General features: G+C 58.0%; 7 protein-coding genes and 2 pseudogenes. 4 read left to right on the forward strand and 5 right to left on the reverse strand.

Going from position 1 to position 10562, the window contains the following annotated elements; all coding sequences use genetic code 11:
* Positions 1 to 307, forward strand: a pseudogene (locus EOC83_RS33105) (hypothetical protein); the annotation flags it as partial.
* Positions 308 to 590: 283 nt separating this feature from the next.
* On the opposite strand, the pseudogene EOC83_RS33510 reads toward EOC83_RS33105, so the two are convergent.
* The 4 genes and pseudogenes from EOC83_RS33510 to EOC83_RS32305 form a co-directional block, all read right to left on the reverse strand.
* Positions 591 to 838 (reverse strand): annotated as a pseudogene (locus EOC83_RS33510) (nucleotidyltransferase domain-containing protein); the annotation flags it as partial.
* Between the two features lie 286 nt (positions 839 to 1124).
* Positions 1125 to 1910: an exodeoxyribonuclease III gene (xth, locus tag EOC83_RS32295; RefSeq protein ID WP_063170481.1), complete on the reverse strand. Its 786-nt coding sequence runs from the start codon at positions 1908 to 1910 to the stop codon at positions 1125 to 1127.
* Positions 1911 to 1928: 18 nt separating this feature from the next.
* A complete protein-coding gene (locus EOC83_RS32300; RefSeq protein WP_063170480.1) occupies positions 1929 to 2111 on the reverse strand; it encodes a DUF3606 domain-containing protein in 183 nt (60 codons plus the stop codon).
* 367 nt (positions 2112 to 2478) lie between these two features.
* Positions 2479 to 3369, reverse strand: coding sequence for a hypothetical protein (locus tag EOC83_RS32305; protein WP_244514450.1), 891 nt, complete (start codon positions 3367 to 3369; stop codon positions 2479 to 2481).
* 168 nt (positions 3370 to 3537) lie between these two features.
* Between EOC83_RS32305 and EOC83_RS32310 the strand changes: the two genes are divergently transcribed.
* Positions 3538 to 4725 carry an FkbM family methyltransferase gene (locus EOC83_RS32310; RefSeq protein ID WP_082826729.1) on the forward strand — a complete coding sequence of 396 codons (1188 nt, stop codon included), beginning with the start codon at positions 3538 to 3540 and terminating at the stop codon, positions 4723 to 4725.
* 53 nt (positions 4726 to 4778) lie between these two features.
* On the opposite strand, the gene EOC83_RS32315 is transcribed toward EOC83_RS32310, so the two are convergent.
* On the reverse strand, positions 4779 to 7574 hold the full coding sequence (locus EOC83_RS32315; RefSeq protein WP_063170477.1) for a glycosyltransferase family 25 protein: 2796 nt from the start codon (positions 7572 to 7574) through the stop codon (positions 4779 to 4781).
* A gap of 1077 nt (positions 7575 to 8651) precedes the next feature.
* Here EOC83_RS32315 and EOC83_RS32320 point away from each other — a divergent pair.
* Both EOC83_RS32320 and EOC83_RS32325 read left to right on the forward strand, forming a co-directional pair.
* Complete coding sequence (locus EOC83_RS32320; RefSeq protein ID WP_063170476.1) at positions 8652 to 8966, forward strand: hypothetical protein; 315 nt, start codon at positions 8652 to 8654, stop codon at positions 8964 to 8966.
* 81 nt (positions 8967 to 9047) lie between these two features.
* Positions 9048 to 10562: DUF4347 domain-containing protein (locus EOC83_RS32325; RefSeq protein ID WP_127326038.1), on the forward strand; the 1515-nt coding region annotated here is incomplete at its 3' end.

Consider the following 10562-nt stretch of genomic DNA (forward strand, 5'->3'; position numbering starts at 1 on the left):
CTCGGTCGACTATACCAGGGCGGTCCAGACCCGGTCCAACGAGCAGCAGGCGCTGGATGCCGCGGTCCTATCGATCACCGGTATGGACACAACCTCAACGTTGGCGCAGCGCCAGACTATGCTGCAGAATACCTTCATCGCCAACCATGGCCTGGGTACCCCGACACTGAACAGCTTTGTGGTTTCCGCCAATGGCACCGCCACCGCGCAGGCCATGGCAAGTTACTCCATGCCCCCTGTGCCCTTTCCTTGTCCCTTCCTCCCTGTGAAAAAGCGGCCGAGCGAGGCTCGGTCAGATGGGAGGTGATCCAGCCGCTCTGAGGGCTGCTCGTACATTACCGGTTTCAGCCAAAACTGGCGGCCCGCAGCACTCGCGCGCAGGGCGACAAAAAACACCGGTGAGGCCAACTTCCTTTTCGACAAGAAAGCTTTCAGGGTCGTTGAGACCACGGAGGTTTCGCCTGATGGCCTTCCTGTTGCTGTTTTGGGGAAACACCCCTTTGCCGGCCGCTACGCGGGAACCGGCGACATGCCGATTTCCAAGGCGATGGAGGAGTACCGCTTTCCGTACGGGGCGAACGCCGCCGCGGCAGTTTGCGATTGTTCACCACCACCAGCAGATCGAAATCCGAACGATAGCCCTTCCTGGTATGCGGCTCGTCGACCCAGTCGCCACGCGCATAGGACCCAAAAGTATGATCTTGAGGATGCGCCCACGCCTTTTGAAGTCGGCCGTCCCGCCCTTGAGGGCATCCTCAAACTCCTCGAGAAGGAGTTTGACCGTCTTTCTCAGCTCGCGCTGTTTTGGTGGCGGGAGGTTGTCGATGCTGGATTTCATAAACAAAGGTCGGTCGTCCATTGCATACATAGCCGAGACAAGCCTCGATTCTACAGACTGACGCGTTTGCCCGCGTGAAGCAACGTGGTCAGTTCCCACGCATTCGATGCTGTCGTTCCCAATTACCTGCTCGTGCGGATCGTATGGAGATCCAAACACAATATTCCGCTCGGTGGCAAAAGTAATGCGCGACGCCACGTGGTCCGAAGAATGACTACAAATGTCGGACAAAGGGGGCGAAGTCTGGAGCAGCCAGCACCGTCTGAATCGGACGGCATTTCAAGTCTCAACTCGGGCTATCAAGTTCTATCCATGCAGGCGCATGATCGCTCGGCTTCTCCCATCCTCGCGTCTCTGCATCCACCCCCGCATTGCGAAGCCGGGACGACAACGAGGGACTGACCAGCAGATGGTCCATTCGCAGGCCAGAACTCTTGTCGTAGCCGCCCCCATAGGAGTGGTTCCAATACGTATAGACCCCCTTTTCCGGATGGATGCGCCTGACCGCGTCGATCCAGCCGTCCTCGAGCATCGCGGCATAGGCTTGGCGACTCTCGGGAAAGTAAACCGCATCGCCGATCCATCGTCGCGGCACCACGGCATCAATCGGAGTTGGAACGACATTGTAGTCGCCGCACAGCACGGTCGGCGCTCCCGCTTTGAGCAGATCCTGGCCGTAGCTAATCAGGCGGTCGAACCAGCGCAGCTTGTAGTCAAACTTGGGACCAGGGGCGGGATTTCCGTTTGGCAGGTAGAGACAGCCGACGACGAGCCCGCTGATCTCCGCCTCGATATAGCGGCTATGGCTATCGTCAGGGTCGCCAGGAAGCCCGCGTCGGCGCTCGATCGGGTCAGCTCCGCGAGCCAGGATAGCGACGCCGTTGTAGGATTTCTGGCCGTGCCAGATCGCGCCATAGCCAGCATCGCCGATCGCCTCGGCCGGAAATTTCTCGTCCGAGGTTTTGAGTTCTTGAAGGCAGACGACGTCATAGCGCGTGGCCTTTAGCCACGCGATGAGGACCGGCAGACGACCATTGACGCCGTTTACATTGAACGTGGCAACCCGGAGCATCTAGCCGGACCCCGTGGTTCAGTTCTTACCTAGCTTATCCTCGACCTTCTTGCGGCTGTTCCCGACCGATTTCACGGCTGACTTCACGTCGGCCTTGCTCGCTCCGGTCTTACCCGCCTCGTATTTCACTTCGTGATCCTGCCCCCCAGCGACCTTCGCGCGGTCCTGGTTGCGTCCACGTGTTGTTCCAGTATTGGGCATTTCATCCTCCAAAAGATTGCCATTCCAGACCCGATAACGCCGCCAGACTCTTCCGGTTCAATCTGTCGACTACCGCTTTGAACCGAATTCCACGCACACGATTGAATCGAGCCATAATTTCGAGTTCGACAAGTTGATGGGTATCGCGCTCAGGTCGCGATTCCGGCCCATGTTGCATGTCGCGCGGCCTGACCAGTCCTGCCAGAACTCACGATGGCGGACTCGGCGCCGAAAAGCGCCGCGAGCCGAGATGCCATGCCAATGTGCGTGTGAGCCCGCGAGCAAGGAAACGACCGACATGTCTTTGACCGGACACGGTCATCGAGCGCAGGCTAAGCCGGTCCGTACCTACCGGCCTAAGCGCTCTTCACTTGGCCCGCTGTTGAACGTGCAGCAGATCACGCAGGCGGATCGGCAATCTGGGCGAAGCGCGCAATTCGACACAACTCGCCTCCCAGTGTCCGAGGTACTCGGCGATCGGCATGCTGGTGCGGCCGGGCCAGCGGTTGAGTGCCCCCAAAGCCTCTACGCAGTCCGGCGCGCGGCCGTATTCGGCGAGGATGGTCAGCGACATTGCCTGGGCGAACGGATTAAGAGCGGGCATTTCGATCTCGCCGCGGTGGTCGGCGAACCACGCAGCGGCGTCGCGCGTGAGCCCCTGGCTTTCAGCCAGCGCTGCATAACGATCGATGATGTCCTGGCGGTACCGGGCGATGGCATCGCCGAAGGCATTGTCGCCTGCGAAGGGTGGCGCCTCCTTCCAGCTTTTCGCCAGACGTGCGAGCCCTCGCAGCGAGTGAGCCTCCACCATGGTTTCCTCGATCCATTGGCAAGGCGGCGCCGGCTTGGCGTCCGGCTGCCAGCTGTTGCACAGCACATGGCCGAGTTCGTGCCCGAACTGGTAGGCGAGCTTCGACCAGTCACGCTCGCCGATATCGACGATGATCCAGGCCATACTGCTGCCGTCCGGATGCAGCCAGATTGCCGGCGTGCCGGAAGTGTGCTCGTCGACACGCAGGCGCGTCGGCTGGCGGTCGGACAGCAGGCGGACGCCGTCGAGGCATGCATGCCGCATGCGTTCGACGACCTGATCAGCGGCTCCCTCAAGCATGTGGCCCCAGTCGCCGGCAAGCTCGATGGGGGCGGTGAGGAGGTTTGGTTGCGAGCTAGCTGAGGAAGGTGGGGAAGACATGACCCCGTAGCCTGTGCTCCAACCGCCCGAGGGTGTCAACGCCACTGGTGTGAGGCTGCCGGCCACTGAACCTGCTAGCAAATTTAGGAGATCTCGTCGCAGCAACTTCGAAACTCGACCATGTTGCCCTGCAAAGAGAAAAATAGGAAGTCCAGCTTGTTCTGTCATCGGCCGAGGTCTAAGCGTAGACCCCTTGAGAGTTGAACTACTCGGAAGCGGCTAGGGGACTCGAGGGTGGGCGAGGTGATCTTTTCCAAAACGTATGTTGGCGATGCTTTATCAAGCTGGCAGGTCGTCCACGAAATGTCGACTCATATCGTTGGCGGAGCTTTGGTCGTTCGCGACAGTGACCGCCGTGACTGGCATCTTCTACGACTTCACGATTCAGCTTTTCTGTTTCGAATGGTTCGGATGAGGTGCGTCCTCAGATTCTTGCCCACGACCACCACAAACTTCTATATCCATCACTATGGTTCTTTGGATGTTGCCGAAATTGCACTCGACGGCACCATAATAAACAGGGGTATCAGTCACACCATTTCGATCAACGCTCATCCAGATGACACGATCGAGATCGATGTGAGCTTTTTGAGTTGCCACGGGTCTCTCTCAATAGGCTGCTCCGACAATGGTCGTCCCGTCTACGCCGGCACTGGACTCGAACAGTTTGCACTCTTGAGCGTTCTGGTTGAAACGTTTGATGCATACCCCGAGTTGTCTCGCACGCCGGCAGAGGAGCGGATCACCCTCGTCGATGTTGGCGGCCAAGGAGGGCTACAGCTCAAGTGGATGCTGCGAGCCGATCATATTACGCCCGTCGTGTTCGAACCCTTGTCGTCGGAAGCGACGGTGATACGACAAACCCTCGATCGAATTCCGGGCGCGCAAGTGGTGGAAAAGGCGCTGGCAAACACTTCTGGCCCCCAAAAGCTGTATATTACTGCCGGATCATACTGCTCGTCTTTGCGAGAGCCAAATTTTGAGATCCTGCAGAACTACTCAGTAGCCCGTGTCTTCAACGTTGTCAGCATGCAAGAGGTCGAATGTGTTCGATATGACGAATTGTTCCGCGCAAGCGCGGTTCCGTCACCGGATGTTATAAAAATAGACGTCCAAGGTCTTGAATACGAAGTTCTGCTTGGTTTCGGCCACCTTCTGGAATCCTGTTTGGCTATCGAGCTGGAAACGCATGTTGTTCCGATATATCGAGGACAAAAGCTGATTGGTGACATAGTCGACATTCTGGGCGATTTCGGTTTCGCCCTACGCCAGCTTAATCAAGTACCGCACTTCGATGGCGATGCAGTCGAGTTTGATGCCCTTTTTACGAAGAGGCGCGACAAGGTTGCAACTCTTTCTGATCTAGAAAAGCGAAAATTTGCTGTAATCATTCAGGTGTTAGGAATTCTTCCTTACCCGTGAGGCCATGAATAGAACGACCGTTCGCCAGCGATCGAGGTAGAGTCCTTCAAGGCTCACCCCTGATCCGTCGCCACTCGATCTGAAGGTTGCTCATCGTCTAGAATAACGAGTGGCGGCATGCAAAGAAAAGCTTGCATCGAGCCGTATGCCGCACACATCGCGCAGTCAATGCCCGTGTCGTCAAGTACGACGCCAGTTCCAGGAAACGGGATAAGTCTGCTGCGGAGCGGCAGACACTTTTCCAGAAGTATCCGCGCACCCCTTGGTGTGATTGTGTATGCCTGAAGCCCAAACGAATGCTCTACCTTGATAAGGAATCTGGAGAAGTTCTCGGACTGGAACAAGGCAGTTCTATTAGTATATTGACGATCGTAGAATTCCATTTTGGCTTTTGAGAAACCAAGGTCAAGCCAGAGAAAGGATGGGTCAAATATATAGCCCCACTGTATGATATCCCAATCTGCCCGTGCTTGAGATATAATACTGGTGGATTCCTCCGTGAATCGAAACGATGACCGAATATCGTCTTCGAAAATAGTTATAGTCTTGTTTTCTGAAGCCGACAGCTTCCACAAGCTGATATGGGATAGAGCGCACCCCAACGTGCCCGGGGGATACGGACAATCACTGGTAATCAGACCTTCCTTGATGAGCGCCTCCCTGTCGAGAGAAGTGCCGTCAACGGCTGATACGCGAACGGTATTGTTCAATAGATGCCAGTTGTTACTTTGGTACCTGCTCCAGCGCTCGATGCTGCGGTCTAGGTTTATCAGGTGAATTTTCGGGGAACCCGTCGGCTCGACAGGCCGGGCTGGCATCGTCCCGGAGACAGAGGGCGTGGCGGCAGTGAATGCGGAGGTATCGCCCGCACCATGCAACAGCGCTCGAGCCCGCTCGATGCCATCACTCACATGGTATTGGCCATCGCCAAAGGTGATGTAGCCATAGACTTGTCGGTTATCCATATACTGGACGATTCCGGCCTTTCTGGCGCTGGCAGCAAAGACAACGTACTCGTACCGCGATGTGCCGTCCTCGTATGTCAGTTCGGTCAGCACGTCAGCCCGGACAAGATATGTGCAATGCACGAGCGGCACCTCGATGGCGCCGCGCACGTGGCGGTTGAGCACCCAACCATACTGATCGCACTGCAGATAATACCCGTTGGCATCGATCTCGGCATGATAGTTCGAATAATATTGGCCCGGCGAGATAGAGCGAAGCAGAGGCGCGACGATTGGCAAATCAAGCGCGACAAGTTCTCGCAGCGTGGCCGATCGCACGAAATTGTCGACGTCGGCCACGAAATAGAAATCGCAGCCGTGCTCGAGCGTTTTCCGCAGACTTATGTTGCGGATTCGGCCAAGCACTCTGAAGCGCGTCTCATTCCATTCGTGCTCGCCAAACTGCTCAACACGATCGACGACGTCCGAGGCGTCGATTTCGACCGCAGCATAGAGGTGACCCACGCGCTCTACCCATTCGCGCAGTATATGCTCGGTCCTGTCGGTATTGTTGTTTGTCCTGATGTATAGGACGATCGATGCCTTCGGGTAGTCGAGCGCCTCGATGCACTCGAGGTAAAGCGGCAGTGCCAGTTCCTTCTGCTTTGCCAGGATTGCAATCAGGATGCGCGGTGAACCCTTCAGGCGCGACCGCAGCGAACGCTGCCGGATAAGCTTGTGCTGATCGATCAAGCTCTCTGTCCCGAACGCCCCGAGATTCGACGGTTCATGCACCGGAAGCTTGTCAGTGGCGAAACGCGCGTTGGCTACCACGCGCTTCGCCATTTCCGCCGGCAATTTTTCGCTGGCGAGCAATTTCAGACAGGCGTCGAGTGAATCCCGGTAAGCGCCTGTCCAGTAGGCATTGACGGCAAACTCGTCGAGCAATCCGTAATCGTAGACCCAAGGCTGTATGAAAAGTCCGGGGGGTTGTGCAAGGTCGAGCCCTCGACGCGCAAATTCCGCTCCCTCCGCGTTCCGGCCCTGGGTGCGGCAATAGAGGCTCGCGGCGTGAAGAGCTTCAGCGCGGGCGGGAACGGCCTGCGTCGCACGCTCAAAGATTGCAACGACCTCGTCGAATGGCCGTCCCAGCGCTGCCATGAGATTGCCCGCTTCGAGCAGGCTGACATAGATTTCCTCGTCCCAGAAGCCCAGCTCGGCGCGCTTCAGATAGTTTGCCAGCGATTTTTCACGTTCTCCGGAATCCCTATAGCTCTGCGCCAGATAGAAGGTGTATCGCGAAATAAGGAACGGGTCGGTCTCCGTAGCAAGCGCGTTTTCAAGAACCGCCGCGTCGTCCTGGTACTTTCGCGGGTTTTGACTGCGTGCTCCGCCACGCCCCGTCGCCACGCGAAAACCCTTGGCGGTCTCGCGTGTGAGATGGCCGGGAGGGGCCTCGAGATATTCGTGCAGCACGCCCTTGAAGGAGAAGGGAAGCCGGTTGCGGCAAATCTGCGGGCGATAAAACGAAATGCCCCCATGGGACACCTCGACGTCGTAGAGATCGTGTTCCATGTTCGACTTGAACGCGATCGGATCGAAGTCAGCGTCTTGGACCACGACGTCGTCGGCGTCGATGATCATGGCGTAGTCGACCGTCTCGACTTCACGCAGGCGGTCAAGGGCAAAGGTACGGTTGTACGCAAAGTCCCGCCAAGGCTCGTCGATGACTGTGCCTTTGACATTGTGCAGGGTCAGGAAGGTACGGATGAGGTCCTGCGTGCCGTCCTCGGAACCCGTGTCGATGACGAGCACGTAGTCAACGAGAGGAAGCGCGCTGGCGAGGCATTGCAAGATGACCTTTGCCTCGTTCTTGACGATCATGCACAGGCCGATGGTGCTCATGCTAATCCCTTGGCGGAGTGGCGTTCGTTACACGCTGCTGGAAATTGTTGAAGGGAATTCCTGCGCCTTTGTCCGGCTTTATATCTCATGCATCATCCCGTCGCCTTGGCCATTTGCATGACCTTTGTTGCAAAGAACGATTGCCCCTTCACAGCCAAGTGCTGCCTCAACCCGTCCATTGTTTAGCCAGCGCTTTCCGTCGCAGCAAGGGTCTTGCGGTCGCTCGGGACCAGAGGGTTAAGAACAGAATTTCCCGTCGACCCAATCGCTGAGGCGCAAATTCCGCCGCGACATCGAGGGTTCGACGCGAACCAGAGGGCACCCTTAAGCCTCGGATTTTTCGATGCGTTCGGCCCATGCGCGCCATTTGATGTCGACCGAAAGTAGTTACTCATGGTCCACAATTAATAAATTGTTAACTTGGTTATTTACAAGTTGCTAATTTTAGATTTTACTAATGTCTTGTGTTGAGAGGGTTCCCGCGAACCGGGCAGAGGGCCTGTTGGGCTGCGTCTGCGAAGCCAGGAGAGTGTCTGGAGCAAGTCACTTCGTGCGTGAGGGCGTGGCGAGTGTGTGGTGACGTGCAAGAGAAGACGTTGTACGGCCTTGAACTCAAGGCCGGCGTTTTCCCAAATCTGATGTTCCCCCGCAAGCAGTTGGTTCCCTCGTAAGTCGTCGTCGAGAAATCGGGGACACGCGTGACGGGAGTGACCATGGTTGGGGTGATACCGTGTACGAGGCGATGGGGCCATGACGCAGGCTTAGGCGTAGAACAACGCCTGAATTACCCGCAGTCGGCCAACAGCACGGATTACCCAGCGATTGATGGGTATTCCTCGGTGTCCTTTGGACGCCTCACTCACCTGGGCGAAGACAACTGGGGCGCCATCCGATCGAGCGGCACGAAGAGGCTGCCAAGCCTTGCGCACCCGTCTCTTAGACCTGCCCGCAATGCGGCAATGCGCGCGACCGGCCTCACCGGGCGCCCGCGCTCTGCAGCCATTGAACCAGCGATTGAAATCTAAGGTACGACCAAGAGAAGCTGCGGCCCGGCCGCCGGCGACCAAGGAGAAGATGATGAGCTTCACGGCAGGATTTGCGGCTATGGAAGTCACCGTTCGAGGCATTTTGCCGATCGGCGACACGATTGAAAATATAAATTATTTCATTCTGGACACGGCCAAGAGCGCTATTGTCGGTCAGGTCGTTCTTCCCAGAGCCGTCAAGCGAAGCCTCGCTGTCGCCCTCACCGTCAAAGTCCCAAGCACCGCCGGCTCGCTTGCCATTGGGACGTTTGATGAAGGCGGGAACTTCCAGGTCGCCAACTTCCTCCGCGTCGAGACGCCAGTGGTGGAACGTCCCCACGGCGCCGTCGGGCCGTCCGGGAGGTAAATCTCTCTAGTCGCAGTACTTGCCGGCTAGGCCAGTGAGTGGCTGCCGGTGAATTGAGTTCGAAGCCAACAGGAGCCAGTCATGGCCCGTGCCTCTGAAGTTCTTTTTGTCGATCCTTCAGTTTCCGACCTCCAGGCAATTCTCGGCAGCGTGCGACCCGAGGTTCAAGCGATTGTGCTCAACGGCCGCCGACCGGCGGCGCGGCAGATCGCTGCCGCGCTCGCGGGGCACGCAGGGCTCGAAGCGGTGCACGTCATTGCACATGGTGGGTCTGGGCGTGTCGGCTTCACAGCAGGGGAGTGGTCATCTGCTACATTGCAGGAAGAGGCCGAGGATCTTGCCGCAATCGGCCGGGCGCTTGCCACAGACGGCGAGCTGCGGCTGTGGAGCTGCGAGACGGCGTCGGGGGAGGCGGGCGAGACCTTCGTGGCGGCTCTGGAAGAGGCAGTTGGCGCGGACGTCTGCGCATCGAGAACGCTAGTCGGCGCAGCCGACCTGGGCGGCGCCTGGGAGCTGTGCGCACGCAGGAACGCGTCCTCGCCCCTGCCGCCACTAACCTCTGAAGGCGCGGCGGATTACGTGGGGGTTCTGGCTGCGGGCGATCTGACACTTACCGGCACTATAGATACTGGATCAAGTAACAATATCAACACGTACTACTTGATTGATACAATTAATACGCCAGCTACAACCGATGATACGGTTGTAGGTAGCTTTCAGTTGCCATCCGCAGCCAATGCCGTGGCTCCAAAATTCTCGATAACAGTAACAGTTCCAGATATTGGCCATACTTATCTCATCTATGACTCTGGCTTCCGCCTATACGGCACACTTACTTTTGTCGCCGACGCTGACCCCGTCACGGCGGGCAACCAACCGGGTTATCTTTTCGCTACCACGCCAATCAACAACCCAGGCGCCGCGGGCAACGATGGCGACCACTTTAATGGTGGCCTATTAACCCTCGCGAGCACTGGCACCGCGGGTGCGACAGGGGCCGCTGGTGCGACCGGCGCTACGGGCGCAACCGGGGCTACTGGTGCGACCGGCGCCACAGGCGCGACTGGCGATACTGGTGCAACAGGTTCGACCGGGGATACCGGACCAACAGGCGATACCGGAGCAACGGGTGCTACGGGCGATACCGGTGCCACGGGCTCAACGGGTGCCACAGGCGATACCGGAGCCACAGGTGCGACGGGCGATACAGGAGCGACTGGCTCGACCGGTGATACCGGAGCAACAGGCTCTACTGGTTCGACCGGAGCAACAGGCTCGACTGGAGCAACAGGCTCTACTGGTGCGACCGGCTCGACTGGAGCAACAGGCTCTACTGGTGCGACCGGCTCGACCGGCGCCACAGGTGCAACCGGTAATACCGGAGCAACTGGCTCGACCGGATCGACAGGTTCGACCGGCTCTACTGGGGCAACAGGTTCGACCGGCTCTACTGGGGCAACAGGTTCGACCGGCTCGACTGGAGCAACAGGCTCGACCGGCGCCACAGGTGCAACCGGTAATACCGGAGCAACTGGCTCGACCGGATCGACAGGTTCGACCGGCTCTACTGGGGCAACAGGTTCGACCGGATCGACC

This window comes from Mesorhizobium sp. Primo-A (genome assembly GCF_003997175.1).
In the GTDB taxonomy this organism is placed as follows: Bacteria; Pseudomonadota; Alphaproteobacteria; order Rhizobiales; family Rhizobiaceae; genus Mesorhizobium; species Mesorhizobium ciceri.

Coding starts and splice junctions, on each gene's coding strand:
- EOC83_RS32300 (WP_063170480.1), bottom strand. CDS start 2,111: ATGCCCAATACTGGAACAACACGTGGACGCAACCAGGACCGCGCGAAG.
- EOC83_RS32320 (WP_063170476.1), top strand. CDS start 8,652: ATGAGCTTCACGGCAGGATTTGCGGCTATGGAAGTCACCGTTCGAGGC.
- xth (WP_063170481.1), bottom strand. CDS start 1,910: ATGCTCCGGGTTGCCACGTTCAATGTAAACGGCGTCAATGGTCGTCTG.
- EOC83_RS32315 (WP_063170477.1), bottom strand. CDS start 7,574: ATGAGCACCATCGGCCTGTGCATGATCGTCAAGAACGAGGCAAAGGTC.